Origin of the sequence: Bradyrhizobium sp. 147, assembly GCF_023073935.1 — a bacterium.
GTDB lineage: Bacteria > Pseudomonadota > Alphaproteobacteria > Rhizobiales > Xanthobacteraceae > Bradyrhizobium.
The window spans coordinates 342,304-365,175 of the sequence record NZ_JADPKL010000089.1; the positions used below are offsets into that span (position 1 = coordinate 342,304).

General features: G+C 64.9%; 21 protein-coding genes. 8 read left to right on the forward strand and 13 right to left on the reverse strand.

Going from position 1 to position 22,872, the window contains the following annotated elements; all coding sequences use genetic code 11:
- Nucleotides 1–143: 143 nt before the first annotated feature.
- Both IVA87_RS22795 and IVA87_RS22800 read right to left on the reverse strand, forming a co-directional pair.
- On the reverse strand, nt 144–1,511 hold the full coding sequence (locus IVA87_RS22795; protein WP_247304741.1) for a flippase: 1,368 nt from the start codon (nt 1,509–1,511) through the stop codon (nt 144–146).
- Nucleotides 1,512–1,784: 273 nt separating this feature from the next.
- A complete protein-coding gene (locus IVA87_RS22800) occupies nt 1,785–2,624 on the reverse strand; it encodes a protein-disulfide reductase DsbD domain-containing protein (protein WP_247335008.1) in 840 nt (279 codons plus the stop codon).
- A 141-nt stretch (nt 2,625–2,765) separates the two neighbouring features.
- Between IVA87_RS22800 and IVA87_RS22805 the strand changes: the two genes are divergently transcribed.
- A complete protein-coding gene (locus IVA87_RS22805) occupies nt 2,766–3,410 on the forward strand; it encodes a YqgE/AlgH family protein (protein WP_247304735.1) in 645 nt (214 codons plus the stop codon).
- A 161-nt stretch (nt 3,411–3,571) separates the two neighbouring features.
- Here the strand turns inward: IVA87_RS22805 and IVA87_RS22810 are convergent, their stop codons facing one another.
- Both IVA87_RS22810 and IVA87_RS22815 read right to left on the reverse strand, forming a co-directional pair.
- The gene (locus IVA87_RS22810) at nt 3,572–4,459 is read right to left on the reverse strand and encodes a TauD/TfdA family dioxygenase (RefSeq protein ID WP_247304732.1); all 888 of its coding nucleotides are present in this window, start codon (nt 4,457–4,459) and stop codon (nt 3,572–3,574) included.
- 98 nt (nt 4,460–4,557) lie between these two features.
- Nucleotides 4,558–5,337, reverse strand: coding sequence for an SDR family NAD(P)-dependent oxidoreductase (locus tag IVA87_RS22815; protein WP_247304729.1), 780 nt, complete (start codon nt 5,335–5,337; stop codon nt 4,558–4,560).
- 97 nt (nt 5,338–5,434) lie between these two features.
- Here IVA87_RS22815 and IVA87_RS22820 point away from each other — a divergent pair, with 97 nt between their 5' ends.
- Both IVA87_RS22820 and IVA87_RS22825 read left to right on the forward strand, forming a co-directional pair.
- Nucleotides 5,435–6,172: an SDR family oxidoreductase gene (locus IVA87_RS22820; RefSeq protein ID WP_247304726.1), complete on the forward strand. Its 738-nt coding sequence runs from the start codon at nt 5,435–5,437 to the stop codon at nt 6,170–6,172.
- 64 nt (nt 6,173–6,236) lie between these two features.
- Complete coding sequence (locus IVA87_RS22825; protein ID WP_247277787.1) at nt 6,237–6,605, forward strand: CsbD family protein; 369 nt, start codon at nt 6,237–6,239, stop codon at nt 6,603–6,605.
- Nucleotides 6,606–6,680: 75 nt separating this feature from the next.
- On the opposite strand, the gene IVA87_RS22830 is transcribed toward IVA87_RS22825, so the two are convergent.
- Nucleotides 6,681–8,381, reverse strand: a complete 1,701-nt coding sequence (locus IVA87_RS22830) for an SGNH family hydrolase (protein WP_247304723.1) — start codon at nt 8,379–8,381, stop codon at nt 6,681–6,683.
- A gap of 169 nt (nt 8,382–8,550) precedes the next feature.
- On the reverse strand, nt 8,551–9,948 hold the full coding sequence (locus tag IVA87_RS22835) for a lytic murein transglycosylase (protein ID WP_247335049.1): 1,398 nt from the start codon (nt 9,946–9,948) through the stop codon (nt 8,551–8,553).
- 200 nt (nt 9,949–10,148) lie between these two features.
- On the opposite strand from IVA87_RS22835, the gene galU reads away from it, so the two are divergent.
- The gene (galU, locus tag IVA87_RS22840) at nt 10,149–11,024 is read left to right on the forward strand and encodes a UTP--glucose-1-phosphate uridylyltransferase GalU (RefSeq protein ID WP_247304721.1); all 876 of its coding nucleotides are present in this window, start codon (nt 10,149–10,151) and stop codon (nt 11,022–11,024) included.
- A gap of 108 nt (nt 11,025–11,132) precedes the next feature.
- Here the strand turns inward: galU and IVA87_RS22845 are convergent, their stop codons facing one another.
- Nucleotides 11,133–12,629, reverse strand: a complete 1,497-nt coding sequence (locus tag IVA87_RS22845) for a sensor domain-containing diguanylate cyclase (protein WP_247335011.1) — start codon at nt 12,627–12,629, stop codon at nt 11,133–11,135.
- A 142-nt stretch (nt 12,630–12,771) separates the two neighbouring features.
- On the opposite strand from IVA87_RS22845, the gene IVA87_RS22850 reads away from it, so the two are divergent.
- Nucleotides 12,772–13,035, forward strand: coding sequence for a hypothetical protein (locus IVA87_RS22850; protein ID WP_247304715.1), 264 nt, complete (start codon nt 12,772–12,774; stop codon nt 13,033–13,035).
- Between the two features lie 36 nt (nt 13,036–13,071).
- On the opposite strand, the gene IVA87_RS22855 is transcribed toward IVA87_RS22850, so the two are convergent.
- Both IVA87_RS22855 and IVA87_RS22860 read right to left on the reverse strand, forming a co-directional pair.
- A complete protein-coding gene (locus IVA87_RS22855; protein WP_247335013.1) occupies nt 13,072–15,948 on the reverse strand; it encodes an EAL domain-containing protein in 2,877 nt (958 codons plus the stop codon).
- 139 nt (nt 15,949–16,087) lie between these two features.
- On the reverse strand, nt 16,088–17,086 hold the full coding sequence (locus IVA87_RS22860; protein ID WP_247304710.1) for an NAD(P)H-quinone oxidoreductase: 999 nt from the start codon (nt 17,084–17,086) through the stop codon (nt 16,088–16,090).
- A 104-nt stretch (nt 17,087–17,190) separates the two neighbouring features.
- Between IVA87_RS22860 and IVA87_RS22865 the strand changes: the two genes are divergently transcribed.
- Together IVA87_RS22865 and IVA87_RS22870 are read left to right on the forward strand one after the other, a co-directional pair.
- Nucleotides 17,191–17,382, forward strand: coding sequence for a DUF1192 domain-containing protein (locus tag IVA87_RS22865; RefSeq protein WP_247335019.1), 192 nt, complete (start codon nt 17,191–17,193; stop codon nt 17,380–17,382).
- 549 nt (nt 17,383–17,931) lie between these two features.
- Nucleotides 17,932–18,441 (forward strand): DUF1465 family protein, encoded by a 510-nt coding sequence (locus IVA87_RS22870; RefSeq protein WP_008569199.1) that lies wholly within the window; start codon nt 17,932–17,934, stop codon nt 18,439–18,441.
- Between the two features lie 161 nt (nt 18,442–18,602).
- On the opposite strand, the gene rpmE is transcribed toward IVA87_RS22870, so the two are convergent.
- A complete protein-coding gene (gene rpmE / locus IVA87_RS22875) occupies nt 18,603–18,830 on the reverse strand; it encodes a 50S ribosomal protein L31 (RefSeq protein ID WP_007599895.1) in 228 nt (75 codons plus the stop codon).
- A gap of 242 nt (nt 18,831–19,072) precedes the next feature.
- Here rpmE and IVA87_RS22880 point away from each other — a divergent pair, with 242 nt between their 5' ends.
- Nucleotides 19,073–20,911 carry an ABC transporter ATP-binding protein/permease gene (locus tag IVA87_RS22880; protein ID WP_247304912.1) on the forward strand — a complete coding sequence of 613 codons (1,839 nt, stop codon included), beginning with the start codon at nt 19,073–19,075 and terminating at the stop codon, nt 20,909–20,911.
- A 174-nt stretch (nt 20,912–21,085) separates the two neighbouring features.
- Here the strand turns inward: IVA87_RS22880 and IVA87_RS22885 are convergent, their stop codons facing one another.
- From IVA87_RS22885 to IVA87_RS22895, 3 genes are all read right to left on the reverse strand, one after another.
- Entirely contained in the window at nt 21,086–21,307 is a 222-nt protein-coding gene (locus IVA87_RS22885; RefSeq protein WP_247304704.1) for a hypothetical protein, read from the reverse strand.
- Between the two features lie 79 nt (nt 21,308–21,386).
- Nucleotides 21,387–21,833: a GNAT family N-acetyltransferase gene (locus tag IVA87_RS22890; RefSeq protein ID WP_247304701.1), complete on the reverse strand. Its 447-nt coding sequence runs from the start codon at nt 21,831–21,833 to the stop codon at nt 21,387–21,389.
- Nucleotides 21,833–22,861, reverse strand: coding sequence for a peptidoglycan -binding protein (locus IVA87_RS22895; RefSeq protein ID WP_247304698.1), 1,029 nt, complete (start codon nt 22,859–22,861; stop codon nt 21,833–21,835). Before IVA87_RS22895 ends, IVA87_RS22890 begins: the two co-directional genes overlap by 1 nt.
- Nucleotides 22,862–22,872: the final 11 nt, after the last annotated feature.

The following is a 22,872-nucleotide window of genomic DNA, read 5'->3' on the forward strand; positions in this document are numbered from 1 at the left end:
CGTAGAATGAAATTCCTCCCGCATGCAACTACCTGGGTCCAATAAGAAAAATCATGCTGCGGACGGCAAATCGGTAGGAATTTCGCTTCGTTCCGAGGCATGCTGCGAACGTGCCGTTCCCCAGGAGTAGGGTCGCGCGTCCCCTATTTGCCAAACGCCAGCACGTGCAGGCCGAGGCGCTGCCGCACGATCCAGAACAGGAGCACCGTCTCGAAGGTGAGCGAGATCGAGGTCGCTGCGGCGGCGCCGTGGCTGCCGTAGCGCGGTACCAGCGCGATGCAGAGCACGACGTTCATGACGAAAGCCAGCGCATAAGCGAGCGCGCAGATCTTCTGCTGGCCCAGCATGTTGAGCAGCCGCTCCACCGGCCCGATTGCAGAGCGCACCACCAGCCCGATCGCGGCGACGAACATGAGATCGTAGCCAACGGTGAATTGCGGCCCGAACAGCCAGAGCAGCGGCTTGCCGAACGCAAGCAGCAGGATGGTCGCCGCCAGCGACGGCCAGAATGTCCAGCTGATGGCGTGCGCCACATAGGCAGACAGCCGCGCCTTGTCGCCGCTTGCGTTGAACTCGGCGAAGCGATGCGCGGTCGTTGCCGACATCGCGTAGTGGATGAAGGAAACCAGCGCCAGCGTCTTCACCACCGCGAAATAGACGCCGACCTCGTCGGAGGGGCGGAACTGCTGCAGCACCAGCACGTCGGTGTAGGACAGCAGCAGGTAGAAGCTCTCGACCAGCAGGATCGGCAGCGAGACCGCCAGCCAGCCGCCGATGTCGTAGGCCTTGGGGCCCGGTTCGATGTGATCGGCGAGCTTGCGGTTCAGCACCAGCATCTGCCCGGCCATCGCGATCCACACCGCACCTAGGCTCGCGACCATCGCCGCGACTGCGCCGAGATGATAGCCGAGCAGGAAAGCGCATGCCGTGATGCCGATGATCAGCGCCTGGCGGATGATGAATTGCGGCATCAGGCCGAGCTGCATCCAGTCGTGCGAGCGCGCGATGCCGTCCTGGGTGTTGGCGACGACGAAGGCCGGCAGCGTCATGCAGCCGATATAGAGCGGCAGCACCTCGGCCGGATCGATCCAGGGTGACAGCAGCCTGACGATGCCGGCAAGGCCGAGCGACACCAGAGCGGAGACGGCAAAGGTGAGCCAGCGGCTGCCGGAGAGAAAGCCGCGCAGCAACGCATGCGCGCCGCTGGCGCGGTACTCCGGAATGATCTTTTGCGCGGAAGCGGAAATGCCGAAATCCATCATGCTGCCGAGCAGCAGCACCCAGGTCCAGACATAGACATAGATGCCGTAGTCGGACGTGCCCATCCAACGCGCGAGCAGGATCTGCGAGACATAGGCGAGGCCTGCACTGATGACGCGGATGACGAAGATGGTCGCGGCCAGCCGCCGCGTCAGCGAGGCCTCGCTCGAGCCGCCCGTCAGCCTGCCGCGCAGCCGCGCGATCAACCCGGCTGGTCCGGTCGTTGCGGGTTGTGCATCCATCACGGCCAATTCGAGTTCCCCGCCCGCATACTGCGGCAGGCCCGGGAATTAGCAACCACTCGTTAAGATTCGGTTGGGTGGGAAGATTCGGTTGGGTGGGCGTGCTGTAGAAACCGCAACGTCGTCCCGGAAGGCCAGGCGAAGGCCAGGATCCGTTGCCCCAGGGAGAAGTTGGAGCGAAGGCTCGGGCAACGAGTTCGCGCCACCACTACTCCTGAGGTAGTGGGTCCGCGCTCCGATTCGCTGCGCTTGTCCCGGACCACGGCTCGGATTGGGACGACGCTACTCCAAGTTCGTATTGAACTCGTATGACTTGTCCGGTCCCACCAGCGTGAACTTCAGCGCCGCACCGTCGGGCTTGGCGCCCGGCGGCAGCCCGTCGAGCTCGAAGGAAAATCGCTTCACGTCCGGCGGGCTGTGATGGACCGGGCTCGGAATCGGCAGCGCCCAATCGGGCGTCGGCCCTTCCACGAACAGATTGACGTTGCGCGCGTCCGCCGGCGCGACCACGTCGACGACCACTTTGTTGCCCTCGCGCTTGACGTCGCGGATGGTAAGCGGATTGGGATCGCCGATATTGGCCGGCTTGGGCACGGTGTCGAGCGCCGCGCGCAGATTGGCGTCCTCGGTCGAGGCGACGCTGTTGAAGCCGAGTTCGGCGCGGGCTTCGACGGGAATGCAGAGCTTCTCGCACACCGCATAGTTAATCTCGGCGCGCAAGGTCACTGGCTTGTCGGCGGCCTTGGCGACGATGCGCAGGGGCAGCACGATCTGGTCGCGATAGCCGATCGAATGGCCGCCCGCGCCGTCGTCGAACTTCAGCGGCGCCGGCCACATCACGGTCACCGCTTCGACATTGTCCGACTTGGAGAAGTCGAACCGCGGCGGAACGCCGGAGTCGCCGGGCACGCGCCAGTAGGTCTTCCATCCCGGTTGGAGCTGGAACGCGATACCGCCAAGCAGGACAGCGCCGCTGCGCGAGCCCGCAACCAGCCGCACTGCGGAATGTCCGTCGCGCTGCCACGGCGAAGCGTCGTCGGCACGGGCTGCGGATGCCAGCGACGCTGCGATCAGGGTTGTCGCGACGCCAATCGCCGCACGCAGGGGAACTATGCTGGTCATGGCACGTCTTTACAGGGGCGCCCTAGGGCAAACCATTGAATTGCTTGTGATGGATGCATCTGGACCAGGTCTCTGCAAGCCTTGATTTGACAGCGGCCGGGCCCGACATCAGGATAGGAATTGAAACCGGAGTGCTTCACCATGGCTCCTACAGGCAAGAGGACGGGCGACAGCACCCGCAGCGCAGGCCCCGCGCTGCCCAATTCGGCCGGTTATCTCGACGGCCGGCTCCTGATTGCAATGCCCGTGATGGGCGATCCCCGTTTCGAGCGCTCCGTGATCTATCTCTGCGCCCATTCCGCCGAGGGCGCGATGGGAATCATTGTCAATCATCCCGCGGGCTCCATCGATTTCCCCGAGCTCCTGATGCAGCTCGGCATCGTCAAAAAGGGCGAGCACATCAAGCTGCCGGAAAATGCCGAAAGCATGAAGGTGCTGCGCGGCGGGCCGGTCGACACCGGCCGTGGCTTCGTGCTGCATTCCAGCGACTTCTACATCGAGAACGCGACGCTGCGGATCGACGACGGCGTCTGCCTCACCGCGACCGTCGACATCCTGCGTGCGATCGCCAACGGCTCCGGCCCCAAGCACGCCATCCTCGCGCTCGGCTATGCCGGCTGGGCGCCGGGCCAGCTCGAAACCGAGATCCAGAGCAACGGCTGGCTGCATTGCGACGCGGACGCGGATCTGATCTTCGGCGACGACGTCGATGACAAATACAACCGCGCTTTGCAGAAAATCGGCATTGATCCCGGCATGCTCTCCAACGAGGCCGGGCACGCGTAGTTGTTGGCCGTCGTCCGGTGTCGTACGTCACCCTCGCTGTCATGCCCCGGCTTGATCGGGGGCATGCAGTACGCGGCAGCCTATCGGCGCGATACAACCGTCTCGGAGTACTGGATCGCCCGGAGCAAGCCGGGCGATGACCACGTATCGTGAATGAGGCGCTACTCCGCCGCCTGCTGCTGCACCGTCGGCTCGGTGCCCGCCACCGTTGCCCGGCGCATGTCGCGCGGTTGCGACTGGTCGTAGCGGCGGACGCGGTGCATGGTCTGGCGGTTGTCCCACATCACGAGGTCATGCAGCCTCCATTTGTGGACATAGACGAACTCTGCTTGCGTCGCGTGCTCGGTGAGATCGCGCAGCAATAGACGGCCCTCCGGCACGCTCATGCCGACGACCTTGCCGGCATGCGATGACAGATACAGCGACTTGCGGCGATGCACCGGGTGCGTGCGCACCAGACGTTGCAGCACCGGCTTGAACATCTCCTTCTCTTCGTCGGTATATTCGGTGAAGCCGAGCGAGCCGCGCGAATACATCAGCGAGTGCTCGCAGACGAGGTCCTCGATCTCAACCTTGGTCTCGTCGTCGAGTGCGTCATAGGCCGCGCGCATATCGGCGAATTCGGTGTTGCCACCCTTCGGGTTCACCACGCGCGCGGACAGCAGCGAGAATTTTGCGGGGATGGGACGGAACGAGCTGTCGGAATGCCAGAGGCAGTTGCCGAGATTGAACAGATGCGCGCGGCTGTCTTTCGCCAGCGGCTTGCCGTCCTTGCCGAGATTGCTGACATCGTTCAGGCCGGATTGCAGCCGATAGTCCTTCTCCTTGGTGACGGTGCCGCCGCGCGCATCCTCGCGCTGGCCGAAATTCAGCGCGAACGCCATCTGCTGCTCGTCGGTGATGTCCTGATCGTGGAACACCAGCACCGCATATTTGTCCATCGCGGCCTCGACTTCGCGCGCCTCATCCGCCGTGAGTGGCTTGCGCAAATCGAGGCCCGAAACCTCGCCGACAAAATGCTTCTGAAGCTGCCGGATGGCGATCGTCATGGCGATTTCTCCCGCATCTCTGAGCAGTTTTCCCGCTCTGTTTGTGGAAAAAAATGCCTCCCGCGCCCGGCGATGTCAACGCGCCGCGCGCATGGCTCTTACGCGTTCCGGGCCATCAGGCCGCCGTCGACCGGGATCACCGCGCCGGTGATGAAGGAGGCGGCCGGCAGGCACAGGCTGAGCGTCACATGCGCGACCTCTTCAGGCTCGCCATAACGGCCGAGTGCAGTGCGGCGCTTGGCATAGATGGTCTTGTGCTCCTCCGAGATGCGATCGGTGATGGCCGTGCGGATCGGGCCGGGACAGATGCAGTTGACGGTGATGCCCTCGCGGCCGAGCTCCACCGCCAGAGAACGGGTGAGGCTCGCAACGCCGCCCTTTGCCGCCGAATAGGGGCTGTGCAGGGCAGTGGCGCCGAGCGCCTCGGTCGAGGCGATGTTGAGGATGCGCGGGCACTTCGACTTGCGCAAATGCGGCAGCGCGGCGCGGATCACGCGCGGATGCGCCGTCAGCATCACGGCGAGGCCCTTGGCCCATGCGTCCTCATAGGCCTCGTCGTCGATCGCAACCCGCACTGAGATGCCGGCATTGTTGACGACGATGTCGAGCCCACCGAAATGCGCCGCGACATCGCCGACCACGCGCTTGATCTCGCCGCCATCGGCAACGTCGAGCTTCCACGCCCTCGCTGCTCCGCCGCTTGCCGCGATTTCCTTGGCAACCGCATGTGCGCCTTGCTCATCATAATCGGTCACGGCAACGTTCGCACCTTCGGTGGCGAACACGCGCGCGGTGGCACGTCCCATGCCGCTGGCCGCGCCGGTGACGAGGACGGTCAGGCCCTTTACAGACCGGCTGAGCTGTTTGAATTCGGACATGCTGCTTCCTCGCGCCCTGCTTGTTCTTGTTATGATTGACAAGGCTGGCATCGATCCGCAGACAGGTCAAACAAGCAAAAACAAACGGGAGGCCGCGATGGCAAACGAGCTCGATTTCTCAAGCAGGCAGGTGCTGGTGGTCGGCGGTTCCAGCGGCATCGGCAACGGCATTGCGCAAGCTTTTCGCGCCAGGGGTGCGCATGTCGCCGTCTGCGGCACGCGTGCTCGGCCCGAGGATTATTCGATTGAGGAAGGCTCTGATCTCACCGGCCTCGCCTACGCGCAGCTCGACGTCAGCAATGCCGGCGCGATCGAGGCGTTCAAGCCATGCTTCGAGCGGCTCGACATCCTGGTGCTCGCGCAAGGCGCGGTGCTCTATCGCCGCGGCGAATTCGAGATGGCCGGCTTCCGCAAGGTCGTGGAGGTCAACCTGATGAGCCTGATGGCCTGCGCCACGCGGTTTCATTCCATGCTGCGGGATGCGAAGGGCGCGCTGATCGTGGTGTCCTCGACCGCGGCCTATCATTCCACTATGGGCAATCCCGCCTACAACGCCTCGAAGACGGGCGCTGTCGGATTGACACGTACGCTGGGCGAAGCCTGGGCTGAGGACGGCATCCGCGTCAACGGCATCGCGCCCGGTCTGGTCGACACCAAGATGACGAAGGTGACCACCGACAATCCCAAGCGACTCGAAGGCGCGCTCGCGCGCATCCCGCTGCGGCGATTGGGCACGCCGGCCGACATGGCGGGCGCGGCGCTGTTCCTGGCTTCGCCGCTGTCGTCCTACATCGTGGGCCAGACGCTGGTCGTCGATGGCGGCCTCATTCTGTAGGCCATGGCAAGGAACCGCGCTGCTTCTGATCGGTTACTTCGGCTGATCACCGAGGAGGATTATCATGGACGCGGATCGGATCATTGGATCAGCCAAGGAAATGGCAGGCGGCGTGGAAGGCACCGTGGGCGAGATGGCGGGCGATGCAAAAACGCAGGCCTCAGGCAAGGCACGGGAAGCCGCAGGCACGGTGCAGAACCTGTACGGCCAGGCGAAGGACGCGGCGCGCGAAGCTGCGGATACCGCCTCCAGCTACGCCAAGGATGCCTATGAGGCCAGCGGCGATACGTTCCGCGACGGCACGCAAGCCATCGCCCGCAAGGTGCAGGACAACCCGCTCGGCGCGCTGCTGACCGCGGCCGGCATCGGCTTCGCACTCGCGCTTCTGATGTCGCGCCCCGCCCGCCGTCCGCCGCCGCGCTGGCGCTATTAGGGCTAACAGCTAGACCCGTCATCCGGGGCGCGCGCTTTGCGCGCCCGGAATGACGAGTCAAATCAGAGATACGATTTACCGGATCGCTTCCGCCGCGCGCCCGACATTACCCGGCGGCCGCGGGATCGCCGGATTCGGATTGCGGGGGCCTGGGGCTGGCGCCAGTTGACGCGGTGGCTGCGGAGAGCCAAAGCCGAAGAAATCCCGGAATGACGGCGCTGCCTGTGCCGGCTGCTGCGGCGGAAGCTGAAGCTGTTGCGGCTTCTTCGGCGCGAGCTTTGGCGGCGCGATCGCGGCGGCCGCACCCGGTGAACCCTGAGCAGCGCTGCCGTCAGGCGTCGTCGTCGCCATCGGCGTATCGCCCTTGGCCTGCTCGCGTCCGACTTCGCGGCGCGGCCAGGCATAGTCGTCGGCGCGCCCGGCGGGGGCGCTCAGCGGCTCGCCTTTCACCATCGTCTTCGCAGCGAGTGCATCGACCGCGGCTGGACGCGAGCCTGGCCCGCCCAGCAATTGATCGGTCGAGATCGAGGCCGCGACCAGCGGCACGATCGGTCCGGCCAGCGGCCGCGGCGCGGGCTTGCCCGGCTCGGCGCTGGTGTCGGGCGTCGCCGGCTCGCTCGGCAGTGCGATCGGACCGGAGCGGCCCGCAAGCAGGCGCGTGATCTCGCGCTCGACATAGTGCGCGAGCTTGCGCGCGCCGGGTTTTGTGAAATAGACGCCGTCAGAACTGCGGAGCTGACGAATCTGGCCTTCGAAGTCCGGGCCCTTCTGAAGGAAGCGGCCGGCCTCGTCGACAAAGCCGTCCCAGACGTCGACATAGGTGATGCCGGCCTTGGCCGCGCCTTCACGGTAGAGCGAGTCCAGGAACAGCATGTCCGCCGTACCCTTTTGCCCGCGGATGGCGGGAAGACCGACCCAGAGCACCGGCACGCCCTTGGCCTTGAGCACGTTGGCCAGTTCCTCGATTTTCTTGCCGTAGAGCTCGACCCAGCGCTCGTCGCGGAATTCGTAGAGACCATTCGGGTTGCGCGCCGTCTTCTCCGGCGCAGCGGCTGCCGGCGTATCGGCGTTGTCGGCGTCATCCTGCGGCAGGTCAGTATCCGCGGCGGGTTTGTCCTCAGGCTTGGCAGCGGTGTCGGGCTTGGCCTCGCCGGGCTTGCCCGGTGGCTTGCCGCGCGCGCCCTTGTCGTTCTTCTTGTCCTTGTCAGAGGCCTTGTCCGACTTGTCGGCCACAGGCTCGCGGATCGCGATGCGGTCGTTGAGACCAAGCATGACCACGATGATTTCGGGCTTCTCGGTCTCCAGGATCCCCTTCGCCGCAGCCGCCCAATCCGCGGGCTCGCCCTTCGGCTGGTACTTGATCAGGCCCGAGGTGGTCTTGTGCTTGCGGATCACGCCCATGTCGGGCTGCTCGGCGTAGGCGTCCTCGAGGCCATAGGCGAGCCAGTCGGCCATGGCGTCACCGATCACCAGCACGTTCTTGTCGGGGATGGTGTCGCGCTTGGCCGGCGCCGGCGCGCGCGAAAAATCCTGGCGCGGCGCCTGCGGCTGTTGTTGCTGGAATGGTGCGAAGAAGTCGCCGCCGAACCAGCCGCCGCCACCTCCACCACGTGGTGGCGGTGGCGCCGCGCGCTGTGGCGGGCCGCCGAAGCCGGGGAAGTTGAAGAATTGCGCCGAGGCCGGGGCCGCGACCGACACCAGGATCGCAAGCGCCGTCCCCAGCGCGATCAGCGGGCCGGTCTCGGTCAGCGCCTTGAACAGGGACTTCTTCGACATGCGATCTCGGGCAGCGCAACGGGATTGGAAGTGGCTCGAATATAATAACGGAATCAGGCGCCAAACGGGCAGATTCTGTCGCAGAATCTTCTGCCATACACCGGGGAACAGCCGCCCCGGTCAAGGCTGCCTGCCAAAATCCCTGTTCAGGGTTACTTTCGGCGCGATTTTACCTGCCGCGCAGCCGGTCGAGCACGTCGGAGGAGGCAAAACCATCGGCGGGCACGCCGATCGAGGCCTGGAAATTGCGCAGGGCTTCCCGGGTCTGGCCGCCGAACTGGCCATCCGGGGTGCCCTTGTAGAAGCCGCGCTGGGCCAGCAGCTGCTGCAGTTGCAGCCGCTCGGTGCGCGACAGCTCCCGTTCCTGCCGCGGCCAGGGCTGCACGAAGGGGCCCCCGCCGCGCAAGCGGTCGGCGAAATGCCCGATCGCCAGCGCATAGGCCTCAGCCGGATTGTACTTCATGATGACGCGGTAATTCTGCAGCATCAGGAAGCCTGGTCCTTGCGCGCCGGCCGGCGCGAGCAGATAAGCCTTCTCGGCCGGATGCGGGAAGGGCTGGTTGTTCGGGCGCTTCAGCCCGAGCTTCTCCCATTGGGCGATCGTCATCGCCTTGGCGCGGTCGGCCAGCATGTAGTTGAAGCCTTGCGGCACCACGACCTCGTAGCCCCAGGTCTGGCCGGCCTGCCAGCCGTCCTTCTTCAGATTGTTGGCGGTCGACGCGATCAGGTCGGACGGATTGTCGACGACGTCGCGCCGCCCGTCGCCGTCGCCGTCGACGGCAAAGCGCTTGAATGCGGTCGGCATGAACTGGGTCGGGCCGAAGGCGCCAGCCCAGGAGCCGCGCAGCTGCTCAGGCCTGAGATCGCCGCGGTTGAGGATCTCCAGCGCGGAGAGGAATTCGTCCTTGAAATAGGTTTGGCGGCGGCCGATGCAGGCGAGCGTCGCGGTCGATTGCAGCACGCTGCGGTCGCCCATCTGCGTCGAGTAATTGGACTCGATGCCCCAGATCGCGGCGATGATGTAGCGGTCGACGCCAGTGGCCTTTTCAGTGGCGTCGAACTGCGCCTTGTATGTGGCGAGGATCTCGCGGCCCTTGGCGAGGCGGTTGTCGTTCACGAGAATGTCGAGGTAGTCCCAGATCGATTTGGTGAACTCCGGCTGCGAGTCCATCAGATCCATGATGCGCAAATCGGGGCTGAGGCCTGCGGTGAAGCGCTGGAAGTTCTCCTGCGTGATGCTGCGCCGTGCGGCATCCGGCCACATCGCGGCGACACAATTGTTGAAATTGCCCGCGGCCTCGCGGATCGCAGCGGCCGTCATCAGCGGATGGCCGGAGGCGCCGTCCTCGCCGCTCCAAGGTTGAGCTCCAGTTTGTGCGCTGCCGGGGACGGGTGAGGCTTGCGACGGCGCCGCGTTCGGGCCGGAGAAGATGCCGCCGAACAGGTTCGATAGGCCGTTCTGCGCCTGGGCGTGCGCGCATGCAGGCAGCAGCAAAGCCGCCGCAATCATCGTCGCGCCGGTCACGGACCCAGTCCGTCCTGCCAGTCGTGCCACTGATTGCATCATGTCCCACCCATCGGCCTGAAATTCCGCCATCAGGAGGCCTGGTAGGCGTTGCCAATAGCTTAACAAAGGTGAAATTTTGGTGACGGCCTTTTTCTTAACTCTGTCGGGGCGAGGCCCCACATCCGCCTTTGTTGGCGGCTGCAAACAGGCTAGCAAGTTGCCATTGCTGTGTTCACGTCCTCAGGTATTCGATCGATCCCATGAAAATTCGCAAAGCCGTATTCCCCGTCGCCGGTCTCGGCACCCGCGTCCTGCCCGCCACCAAGGCGATGCCGAAGGAAATGCTGACCATCGTCGACAAGCCGCTGATCCAGTACGTCTATGACGAGGCGAAGGAGGCCGGCATCGAGCACTTCATCTTCGTCACAGGCCGCAACAAGAACGTCATCGAAGATCATTTCGACCGGATGTTCGAGCTCGACGCGACGCTGCAGGCGCGCGGCAAGACGGCCGAGCAGGAGATCCTGGCGCAGAACCAGCCGGACGCTGGCGCCGTGAGCTTCACGCGCCAGCAGGCGCCGCTCGGCCTCGGTCACGCGGTCTGGTGCGCGCGCGACATCGTCGGCAACGAGCCGTTTGCAGTCGTGCTGCCGGACGAGCTCGTGCTCAACACGCCCGGTTGCCTGAAGCAGATGATCGATATGGCATCGTCGCTCGGCGAGAAATCCAATCTGGTCGCGGTCGAGGCGGTGCCCGATCACCTGACGCATCAATACGGCATCTGCGGGGTCGGAAAGCGCAACGGCAAGATGTTCGAGGTCGACGGCATGGTCGAAAAGCCGGCCAAGGGCACCGCGCCATCAAATCTCTCGATCACCGGTCGCTATATCCTCCAGCCCGAGATCTTCAAGATCCTGGAAACCCAGGAGCGCGGTGCCGGCGGCGAGATCCAGCTCACCGACGCCATGATCGGTCTTGCCAAGGCCCAGAAATTCTATGGCGTCGAGTTCGAGGGCGAGCGTCACGATTGCGGCTCCAAGCCCGGCTTCCTCCGCGCCAACATCGCCTACGGCATGACGCGCCCGGAGCTGCGCGATGGGCTGATCGCGGAGATGAAGAAGTATCTGGGGACCTGACCTCACCTTTGACGTCATTCCGGGGCGATGCGTAGCATCGAACCCGGAAGCTCGAGATTCCGGGCTCGGCTCTTCGAGCCGCCCCGGAATGACATCCAGACGAATCCCTCACGCCACCAGCGACAACTGCGGCAAGCTCGCGACCACCGACTGGTTGCGCCCACCGGCCTTGGCGGCATAGAGCGCCTTGTCGGCGGCGGCGACCAGGACGGGCCAGTCCATGCCGGCACTGGGAACGAGGCTGGCGATGCCGCAGGAGACCGTTGTGCTCGCCTGATCGTCGGACCAGCCCTGCACCTTGAGCCGGATCGTCTCGGCGATCTTGAAGGCATCCGTGGCCGAAATGTTCGGCAGCAGTACGGCGAATTCTTCGCCGCCATAGCGCGCCGCGCAGTCGCCGGCGCGGCTCACCGAGTCGGAAATGCAGATGGCGATGCCGACCAGCACCTGGTCGCCGGCCTGGTGGCCGAACGTATCATTGTAAGCCTTGAAGTGATCGGCATCGATCATCAACAGCGCGACCGGCGTCTTCTGGCGCATCGCGCGGCGCCATTCGACGTCGATGACGGAATCGAACTTGCGGCGGTTCTTCAGGCCGGTGAGCGCGTCCGTCGTCGCCATCTCCTCGAGCTTGTGCTCGGCCTCGGCGCGTCGGCCGATCTCGCGCGCGAGAACCAGCGTCGAGGCCAGCATGAACAGGATCAGCGCCAGGACCACGGCGCCGATGCGATAGGCTTCCCTCTGCCAGAGCTCGAACACGGCGGTCAGCGGCTTGCCCGCCACCACGAACAGCGGCCCGCTGTCGCCGCTCCGGGAATAGAGCCGCGGCGTCGCGTCTACCGGACCCTGGCCGGCATAGGACCCGCCGGCCTTGAGATTGTCGGCCTTCCAGCTCCCCTGCGATGCGAGATTCTTGCCGATGACGTCGAGATCGAACGGCCGCCGCATCATGATGGTGCGGTCGCGCTTCAGCACGGTGATGCTGTCGTCGGGGTCGAGGTTCAGCCGCTCGAACAATTCGTGGAAATAGCTGAATCGGATCGAGCCGGCGACGACGCCCATGAAGCCGCCGTCGGTATCGCTGACCCGCCGGCTCAGCACGATGGAATAGGCGCCGCGAAACAGCATGGGACGGCTGATGAAGAGCCCGATGTCCGGACTGTCGCGATGAACCCTGAAGTAATCTTCCTCGCTCTTGACCTCCGGCAGCGGGTCGAGGGTGGAGGCGTCGATGGTCAGCCGGCCCTCGGCATTGAACACCCGGATGGCGCCGAAATGCCTCGCGGTGGTCGCATGGTCGAACAGGATCAGATGACGGATCGGCTTCGAGACCGTCGCAAGCTCGGGCAGCAGCATGTTGGCGGCGACCGCCTTCAGCGACAGGTCATAAATCTCGATGTTGCGGCTGACGTCGGACTCGAGGGTCGTCGCCAAATTCTCCAGCGTCTGGCGGGCGAGCGCCTCCTCGCCGCGGCGCATGTCCAGCATCACGTTGACGCAAATGGCGGAGAAGCCGATCACCGTCACCACCGACGAGATGATCAGCAGCTTCGCCGAAATCCGCCACGGCCGGCGGGCCGTGACTTCGCGCCATCCAGACAGCATCGCATGCTCCCGATCCTAGTGGATGCGCCCGAAAGCTTGAGTAGTGTTTAAGGCAGGACGGCCTTGCCGCAATGAGTTAAGAATCGGTTTATGAGGCGCAGGGTTTTGGGCAGTCTCATGCGAGCGGGACGAGAGGACCATTGTGAACGACTACGACGCGTTGCGCGCCTATCTGATGCGGCAGAAGCAGGATGAGTTGGTGCTGAGCTTCGAGCAGATCGAGGAGATCATCGGCGCGGCCCTGCCGCGCGCGGCGCATCGTGCCTCCTGGTGGGACAGCCTGCGCAGCCCCGACATCCAGATGCCGCAACGCGAAGCCTGCCTCGCCGCCGGCTTTGTGGCGACGCGCATGCCTGACGGTGCGAGCGTGCGGTTCAGGAAGCAGAAGAAGGAGCGGCGGCGGTAGCGCACCGGCGCGCTGCCACCCTCCAGGGGAGGTAACCTAGCTCGCCGCTTCCAGCCGCACTTCCGTCAGCAGCCGCATCGCGGCATCGGCATCCATCGGCTCGCCAAAGGCAAAGCCCTGCGCATATTCGCAGCCCATCTGGTAAAGCTCGACCGCGTCTGAATCGGTCTCGGCGCCTTCGGCGACCACGTCCATGCCGAGGTCGTGCGCGAGCGCGATGATCGACTTCAGGATCACCGGGCGCGTGCCGCGGTTGGTGGTGCGCACGAAGGACTGGTCGATCTTGATGGTGTCGAACGGGAAGCGCTGGAGATAGGCCAGCGAGGAATGGCCGGTGCCGAAATCGTCGAGCGACAGCCCGGTGCCGAGCTCGCGGATGCGCGTCAGCATCTGCGCCGCATGCTCCGGATTCTCCATCACCAGCGATTCCGTCAATTCCAGCTTCAGCGTGCCGCGGGCGACCGAGGAGCGCGACAGCACGGTGCGGATGTCGTGGATCAGATCGTGGCGCAGCAGCTGCCGCGACGACACGTTGACGGAGGCGAAGATCGGCTCGCGCGAGCGCATCGCGCGCTGCCACACCGCGAGCTGTTTTGCGGTCTGGTCGAGCACGAACATGCCGAGGTCGACGATCAGCCCGGTCTCTTCCGCGATGGTGATGAATTCCGACGGCGCCATGCGCCCGAGCTTCGGATGGTCCCAGCGCGCCAACGCCTCGAAGCCCGCGATCGAACGATCCTCCAGCCGCACGATCGGCTGGTACAGGATCGTGATCTCCTGCCGCTCGATGGCGCGGCGCAATTCGCTCTCCAGCGTCAGCCGGTCGGTCTTCCGCGCACGCATCGCCGGCTTGTAGACGTCGATGCGATCGCCGCCGATGCGCTTGGAGTGATACATCGCGAGCTCGGCGTCCTTGATGATCTCGTCCGTCAATTGGGTCTGCGGATCAGACAAAGCGAGGCCGATCGAGGCCGTGAGGAAGATCTCGCGATCGTTGAAGGCGATCGGGGCGCGGATGGTCTTGCGGATGGTCTCGGCGAAGGCGGTGATGCGGGCGGGGTCCTGCTCCGAGAGCAGGATCAGGCCGAACTGGTCGCCGGCCATTCGTGCCAGCGTGTCTTGCGGCTTCAGGATGCGGGTGAGGCGGCGGGCGAGCGTCAGCAGGATGGAATCGCCGACCGCGATGCCGACGGAATCGTTGACCTGCTTGAAGCGGTCGAGGTCGATCACCATCAGCGTCGGTCGCAGCGTCGGCATGGTCTTGGCGAAATGCGCCACCGCACCCAGCCGGTCCATGAACAGTTTTCGGTTGGGCAGGCCGGTGAGGTTGTCATGCACGGAATCGTGCAGCAGGCGCTCTTCGGCGTTGCGCAGCTCGGTGACGTCGGTGAGCGTGCCGACCACGCGCGAGACCTCGCCGTCGGAGCCGACCACCGGGCGCGCCTTCAGCGCGAACCACATGAAGTGACCGTCCGGCGTACGCAGGCGGAAATCCTGCACCAGGCGGCCGCGGCGCTGGTCGAGCACGCTGTCCAGCGCGGCGCGGAAGCGATCCTGATCGAGCGGATGCAGCACTTCGAGCCACGAGGCAGCGGGGCCTTCCAGCGTGCCGCGCTTGAGGCCGAGCAAGGCCTCGGTCTCGGGACTGGTGAAGACCTTGTCGGCGGAGACGTCCCAGTCCCAGATCAGATCGCCGGAGCCGGCCAGCGCCAGCGCCCTCCGTTCGATGTCGGAGACGACACCGGTCGAAGCGCCGCCGCCGGCGAAGGCGTGCTGCATCACCGTGAAGCCGATCAGCATCACGATCAGCACGAGGCCGCCGAGCAGGGCCGGGCCGACGATGTCGTTGGTAACGGAGCCGGCGACCGTCATTCCCGCCGCCACGACCCAGACCACCAGGAGGAACCAGGTCGGGATCAGCAGCACCGCGCGGTCGAAGCCGTGGGTGGAGAGATAGACGATCAGCGCGAAGCCGGCGAAGGCGATCAGCACCAGCGAGATACGCGCGATGCCGGAGGCGACCGCCGGATCGAATAGCGCAAGCGCCACCAGCGATCCCAGGAAGGCGAGCCAGCCCACCGTGATGTGCGAATAGCGCACATGCCAGCGACTGAGGTTGAGATAGGCAAACAGGAACACCAGCAGCGTCGCCGCCAGGATCGCTTCGCCCGCCGCGCGCCAGATGCGCTCGGCGTTGTTCGACATGTCGAGGACCTTGCCCCAGAAGCCGAAATCGACGCCGATATAGACCAGCACCGCCCAGGCCAGCGCCGCGGCGGCTGGGAACATGATGCTGCCCTTCACCACGAACAGGATGGTCAGCACCAAGGCGAGCAAGCCGGAGATGCCGATCACGATGCCCTGGTAGAGCGTGAACGAGTTGACCTTGTCCTTGTAGGCTTCCGGCTCCCACAGATAGAGCTGCGGCAGCTTGTCGGTACGCAGCTCGGCAACGAAGGTGATGACGGCGCCGGGGTCGAGCGTGATGCGGAAGACATCGGCGGTCGGGCTTTCCTGCCGCTCGGGCCGGTCACCGGTCGAAGGCGTGATGGTGGCGATGCGCGACAGACCGAGGTCGGGCCAGAGCAGCCCTGACGAGACGATGCGGTAATGCGGGGCGACGATCAGGCGGTCGAGCTGGTCGTCGGTGTTGTTGGCAAGCGCGAACACCACCCAGTTCTGGCCGCCTTCGCGGGCGCGCACCTCGATGCGGCGGACGATGCCGTCGGTGCCGGGCGCGGTCGAGACCTGGATGCGATCGGCATCGCTGCGCTGATGCTCGAGCACACCGGTGAGATCGATCGCGGGCGCGTCACTGCGAACGCTGACAGCGTCGAGCGCGCGTGCAGGGGACGCGGCAACGAGCATCATGAGGCCCAGCGCGATGGGCGCGAGGCACCTGATCAGACGCAAGGTCAGTTCTCCGCGTTCGACGCAAACTTCGAGTGCAAGGCGATTTCAGACCGGACAGACTTGGTTCGGTGCGTCGCGATAGATGCCATGAAAGCGAGGAAAATCAAAGGGTTTCCGCCTTGCCCTGTGGGCCGGCGGCCTACACCTCCAACACAATTTTGCCAATATGTGCGCTCGTCTCCATGCGCCGGTGCGCATCGGCTGCCTTTTCCAGCGGGAAAGTGCTGTCCATCAGCGGCTTGATGCGACCTTCACGCAAAAGCGGCATCACTTTCGCCTCGATCGCGGCCACCATCGCCGCCTTGTCCGCATTACTACGGGGGCGCAGCGTCGAGCCGGTATGGGTGAGGCGCTTCACCATCACCTTGGCAATGTTGACGTTGACCTTGGGGCCGTTGAGGGTCGCGATCTGGACGATGCGGCCCTCAACTGCGGCGGCGTCATAGTTGCGATCGACATAGTCGCCGGCGACCATGTCGAGGATCAGGTTGACGCCGGCTTTGTTGGTCTCTTCCTTGATCACGGCGACGAAGTCTTCAGTCTTGTAATTGATGGCGCGGTCGGCACCCAGCTTGACGCAGGCATCGATCTTGTCCTGCGAGCCCACGGTGACGAACACTTTTGCGCCGAACGCTTTGGCGAGCTGGATCGCCATGGTGCCGATGCCGGAGGAGCCGCCATGGATCAGCAGCGTCTCGCCGGACTTGAGGCCGCCGCGTTCGAACACGTTGTGCCAGACCGTCATCAGAGTTTCCGGCAGTGCGCCGGCCTCCTTGATCGACAGCGACGGCGGCACGCTCATGGCCTGGGCGTCCTGCGCGATGCAGTACTGCGCATAGCCGCCGCCGGCGACGAGCGACATCACCTTGTCACCAACCTTGTGCCGCTTGGCATTGCTGCCGACCGCCACCACTTCGCCCGCGATCTCCAGGCCCGGCAAGTCGCTGGCGCCGGGCGGCGGGGGATAGGCGCCGGAGCGCTGGGCGACGTCGGGCCGGTTGACGCCGGCGGCCTCGACCTTGACCAGGATCTCGTCAGGACCGGGCTGCGGCACGGCCCGTTGTTCCGGCACGAGCACCTCGGGTCCGCCGTGCTTGGAGATGGCGACCACGGTCATTTGCGCGGGCAGCTTGTCCATGATGTGTCCTTGAGCAAAGGTGCGGAAATGGGAACGAGGCCATTGCTTAGCCAGCGCGCTCCAAGCTGGCAACCGCCCCAGCCGCGAACGCAGGAGGAACGACGATGCCGATGGAAGACGACGACCGGCCGCGCAAGAAGATCGGCCATGAAATCGGACAGGATCTCTCACTCTTGTCGGTCGAGGAACTGACCGAGCGCGTCGTCCTGCTCAAGACCGAGATCGCAAGGTTGGAAGAAGCCGCCACCAAGAAGCGCGCCTCGCGCGATGCGGCGAACAGTGTTTTCAAGTCGTAATCTCTTCGCCGTCATTCCGGGGCGGCGCGTCAGCGCCGAGCCCGGAATCCATAACCCCGGGAAATCGAAACGGGCACGCTGATAGAGGCGGGCCGCTCCATCCGTCCGTGCTTATGGATTCTCGCGACCCTCGTGGCGCCCCGGGACGACGGTGAGGGCGTTCGTGCGGCACAGCGTCCGGGACACGACACCCCCACTCAGCCATTGGCCGACATGGCTAACGAACTCTCAAAAAATTAGCTCGTTTACTCCAGATTAAGCTTTCGGGTTTATGACTGGAACTGTCCTCGTTTGGACACCGAGTGGCTCCTGTCCACTCTGTTTGACGCCTCCCTGTTATCAACTTTCAAAGCCGCCGGTCTCCGGCGGCTCTTTTTTTGCCTCCACGCCGCTTTTTTGCGTCTCGTTGCGGTTGAGTCCCTGGGAAAGACCCGCGGAAACCATATCCGCGCTTGTGGCTGGACTCGGCGTCCTGCCCGGGCAATGATTTGTTCATCATAAGCCGGCGCCAAGCCGGACAGTCAGACAGTTGCGTAAGGGGCGTTAACCATGGAACGTTTGCAAGCCGACGGCGCTCTCGTTCAACTCAGCGAGCGGTTCACCAATTCTGCGGCGTTCGGCGTCCTGTTCCGCGAGGGCATGGACCTCGTCGAGGAAACCGCCGCCTATCTCGACGGCGCCGGGCGCACGGAAGCCAAGGCGCTCGACCGTGCCGTCAGCCTGACTTATGCAACCGAGAGCATGCGTCTCACCACCCGCCTGATGCAGCTCGCCTCGTGGCTGCTGCTGCACCGCGCGGTGAAAGAAGGCGAGATGACGCTGAGCCAGGCCAATCGCGAGAAGACCAAGGTGAAGCTGACCGCCGCCGATCCGGGTCCCGCCGACACCATCGAGAAGCTGCCCGCGCAGCTCCAGGACCTGATCCACCGTTCGATGAGCCTGCAGACCCGCGTGCGCCGCCTCGACACCACCATCCACACCCCGCCCGCCGAACACGTTGCGATCGGCAACCCGCTGGTGCCGCACCTCAACGCGCTGAAGGCTGCGTTCGAGCGGTAGAGGTCTCACTGTCATTCCGGGGCGATGCGTGAGCATCGCGCCCGGAATCTCGAGATTCCGGGTTCGGCTCTCCGAGCCGCCCCGGAACGACAGCGTGATAGAAAACAAAAACGCCCCCGGCTCTGCCAGGGGCGTTTTTTCGTCTCCAGCCCGTGGCCGGATCAATCCTTTTTGAGAAAGCCCGAAAACTTCTTCTGGAAGCGCGAGACGCGGCCGCCGCGGTCCATGAGCTGGGCGTTGCCGCCGGTCCAGGCCGGGTGCGATTTCGGGTCGATGTCGAGGTTCAGCGTGTCGCCTTCCTTGCCCCAGGTCGAGCGGGTCAGGTACTCGGTTCCGTCGGTCATAACGACCTTAATCGTATGATAGTTCGGGTGAATTTCGGCTTTCATGGCAATTCCTCGGCGCCCCGGCGCCTTCTTGGGTGGCTCGCGAATGACGGATTTGGCCGGCTCTATACCTCACCATCCCCTGCAAAACAAGCCATCGCAGGCGGTCAACCGGGCTTCCCTAAGGGACGCCCCGGATTTGCCAGTACCCTTGCTCCGGCCTATTGGGAGCAAACGAATGCAATGGGTCGGATCTCATGAGCGCAGTGGAACGGCTTGATGACCAATATGTCGATCAGCCTGAAATGAATTCCCAGGTGAATTCCCAAGTGAATTCCCAGGTGAATTCCGCCGACACGCCATCGATCGAGGCCGATCTGATCGAGCAGCCGGCCAAGGGCCGCGCCAAGCTGCGGCCGCTGCTCGCGCTCGCGCCCTATATCAGCCGCTATCGCGGCCGCGCGGCACTGGCCTTCCTCGCGCTGACGGTCGCCGCACTGACCACGCTGCTGGTGCCGGTTGCGGTGCGCCGGATGATCGATTTCGGCCTGACGCCCGAGGGCATCGAGCTGATCAACAGCTACTTCTCGGTGATGCTCGCGGTGGTCGCCGTGCTCGCGCTGGCGAGCGCTGCGCGCTACTACCTCGTGATGACGATCGGCGAGCGCATCGTCGCCGACCTCAGGCGCGACGTGTTCGGGCATCTGCTCTCGCTTTCGCCGACCTTCTTCGACTCCGCGCGTAGCGGCGAGCTGATCTCGCGGCTCACCGCCGACACCACCCAGATCAAATCCGCCGTCGGCGCCTCGGTGTCGATCGCGCTGCGCAATCTGATGATGTTTCTCGGCGCCGCCGCCATGATGGTGATCACCAGCCCGAAATTGTCGGGCTTCGTGCTGTTGGCCATACCTTTGATCGTGCTGCCGCTGGTGGCTTTCGGGCGCTGGGTACGGCGGCTGTCGCGCAATGCGCAGGATACGCTCGCCGACGCCTCGGCCTATGCCGGCGAGCTGATCGGGGCGATCCGCACCGTGCAGGCCTACACCAGCGAGCAGTTCGCCGAGAAGCGCTTCGGCGGAAATGTCGAGCAGGCTTATGAGGCGGCGCGCACCTCGACTCAGGCCCGCGCCGTGCTCACCGCCATCATCATTTTCATCGTGTTCGCAAGCATTGTCGCGATCCTCTGGATCGGCTCGCATGATGTGCTCACCGGTGCGATCACGCCGGGCCGGCTCGGCCAGTTCGTGCTCTATGCCGTGTTCGCCGCGGCGGGACTCGGCCAGCTCAGCGAGGTCTGGGGCGAGGTGTCGGCGGCATCCGGTGCTGCCGAGCGCCTGTTCGAGATCTTGCATGTAAGGCCTGAGATCACCGCGCCCGCCGCGCCACGCGCTCTGCCGATGCCGGCGCGCGGCGAGGTCGGCTTCGATCGGGTCAGCTTCGCCTATCCTGCGCGGCACGACGTCAACGTGCTCGATGCGGTGTCGTTCACCGTGCATCCGGGCGAGAAGGTCGCGATCGTCGGTCCGTCCGGCGCCGGCAAGAGCACGATCTTTCATCTGCTGCTGCGCTTCTACGATCCGCGCAGCGGCGCGATCTCGCTCGATGGCGTGCCGGTCAGGTCCGCCGACCCGCGCGATGTCCGCGCCCGCATCGCGCTGGTGCCGCAAGACTCGGTGGTGTTTGCGGCAAGCGCTCGCGAGAACATCCGCTTCGGCCGGCCGGATGCGACCGATGCCGAGGTCGAGCGGGCCGCCGAGCTCGCGCATGCCGCCGAGTTCATCCGCCGGCTGCCCGAAGGCTTCGAGACGGCGCTCGGCGAGCGCGGCGTGACGCTCTCCGGCGGCCAGCGCCAGCGCATCGCCATCGCGCGCGCCATCCTGCGCGATGCGCCGCTGCTGCTGCTGGATGAAGCCACCTCCGCCCTCGATGCTGAAAGCGAAACGCTGGTGCAGACCGCGCTGGAAGAGCTGATGCGCCACCGCACCACGCTGGTGATCGCCCATCGCCTCGCCACCGTCTTGTCCTGCGACCGCATCCTGGTGATGGACCAGGGCAGGATCGTCGAGCAGGGCACGCATGCCGAACTCGTGGCAGCGAACGGGCTTTACGCGAGACTGGCGCGGTTGCAGTTCGAGGGGGCGTGAGAGCCTGAGCGATCGACGTGAGGCGCTGCGATCGCTGCCCCACGCACAGTGTCATCGCTCGCGAAAGCGGGCGATCCAGTACGCCGCGGCGTCTCGGTTCAATCAATGTTGTCTCTGGAATACTGGATCACCCGCCTGCGCGGGTAATGACAGCGGTCTGTAAAGGAGCCGTGTTTACCGGCACTTCGGCGAGAGCGCCGGCACGTTCGGCCACGGCCAGTTCTTCCAGCTGCCGTCCCTATCGACGCAGGCCGATGGCGCAGGGCTGCTCGACGGAGAACTCGTTGTGTTGACCTGCGTCGCAAAGCGCTGGTCGACATAGGTCGTCGACACATATCCGGCGACGATGACACCCAGAAAGACCGAGCAACCCTTGGCCAGATCGCGCAGCTTCATCGATCGTCTCCATCCGCTTGTCATCGCTGCTCTGACTACAACGACTAACGAACGTCGCGGGATCCCGGCGTGACAGGCCTCACGCCCGCCACGCCATCTTCAGCACCGGCCGGCCCGAGGTCGGGTTCACATCGTCGCCGGCATGGGAAAAGCCGTTGCGCTCGTAGAAGCGGATGGCGCGGGCGTTGTCCTTGTTGACGAGCAGCGTAACGCCTGAGGGCGACAGCCGCTTGGCTTCTTCCACCAGCAGCCTGGCTGCATCCGAGCCCCAATGCGCGGGATCGACCACGAGCTGGTCGAGATAGCCGTCGTCGTCGATGGTGACGAAGCCGGTGAGCGCGCCATCCTGCTCGGCGACGACGATAGAGGCCTTCGGCACCAGGTCCTTGCGCCAGCGCTCGCGCCACCAGTCCAGCCGCGCCACAAAATCGATCTGCGGATACGCCTGCTGCCAGGTGCGATGCCAGAGGTCGATCGCGGCCGCCTCGTCCTCGGGTCGGTAGGGGCGGAGGTGGAGGGCGCTCACTACCGCTCCGTCAGCTTCAGCTCGATGCGGCGGTTGCGCTTGTAGGCCTCCTCGGTGTTGCCGGGATCGAGCGGCTGGAATTCGCCGAAGCCGGCGGCAACGAGGCGCTGGGCCGGCACGCCGAGCGAGACCAGGTACTGCACCACCGAGATGGAGCGGGCCGCGGACAGGTCCCAGTTCGACTTGAAGTTCGGGCCATTGACCGGACGCACATCGGTGTGGCCGTCGACGCGCAGCACCCAGGGGATCTCGCTCGGGATCTTCTTGTCGAGCTCGATCAGCGCTGCCGCCAAGGTGTCGAGCTCGGCGCGGCCTTCGGGCAGCAAGGTCGCCTGTCCGGTGTCGAAGAACACTTCGGACTGGAACACGAAGCGGTCGCCGACGATCCGGATGTCGGGGCGGTTGCCGAGGATGGTGCGCAGGCGGCCGAAGAATTCCGAGCGGTAGCGCGACAATTCCTGCACGCGCTGCGCCAAAGCAACGTTCAAGCGAGAACCGAGGTCAGCGATCCGGTTCTGCGATTCCTTGTCGCGCTTCTCGGAGGCATCCAGCGCCTCTTCCAGCGCCGCCAATTGCCGCCTGAGCGCGCTGATCTGCTGGTTCAGCACCTCGATCTGCGCCAGCGCCCGCGCCGAGACTGCTTTCTCCGAGTCCAGTGCCTTGCCGAGCTCGGCGGTCTTGCCTTGCGCGTCGTTGCCGGCATTGGCGAGCCCCTCATACAGGCCCTTGATGCGGTCGCGCTCGGATTCGGCCGAGGCAAGTCCCGCCTTCAGTTGCGAGACCTGGTCGTCGAGCGTGAGCTTGCCGAGCTTCTCCAGCGACAGGAGCTCGTTGAGCTGGGCGATCTTGGCATTGAGCTGCTCCAGCGCCTTGTCCTTGCCGGTGACCTCCTGCGACAGGAAGAACTGCACGACCAGGAAGACCGACAGCAGGAACACGATCGACAGCACCAGCGTCGATAAGGCGTCGACGAAGCCGGGCCAGTAGTTGAAGGTGCCTTCGCTGCGGCGCGCGCGGGCAAGAGCCATGATCGCCTTTC